The organism is Citrobacter sp. TBCS-14 (assembly GCF_005280805.1).
Taxonomy (GTDB): domain Bacteria; phylum Pseudomonadota; class Gammaproteobacteria; order Enterobacterales; family Enterobacteriaceae; genus Citrobacter; species Citrobacter gillenii.
The window spans coordinates 727-1001 of sequence record NZ_SZWM01000649.1; the positions used below are offsets into that span (position 1 = coordinate 727).

General features: G+C 51.3%; 1 protein-coding gene. It reads right to left on the bottom strand.

Features of this window, described 5'->3' with window-relative positions; translation table 11 throughout:
- Positions 1 to 40: 40 nt before the first annotated feature.
- On the bottom strand, positions 41 to 275 hold a 235-nt coding region (locus FDX22_RS20450; RefSeq protein WP_186805389.1), incomplete at its 5' end, for a YceI family protein.

The following is a 275-nucleotide window of genomic DNA, read 5'->3' on the forward strand; positions in this document are numbered from 1 at the left end:
CCGGATGGCGGCAAAAGCCTCATCCGGCATCAATAGGATGTTATTTCTGCTGTACGCCTTCCACCGAGATAATTAATTCGACTTCCTGCGAAGCGGGACCGAGATCGGTGGTAATGTTGAAATCCTTCAGCTTTATTTTCCCTTGAGCTTCAAAACCGGCGCGTGTGCCACCCCATGGATCGCCCCCTTGACCCATCAACTTTGCATCCAGTATTACCGGTTTGGTGACGCCGTTCAGGGTCAGGTTACCGGTGATATCTAAATCGTTGCCCTCT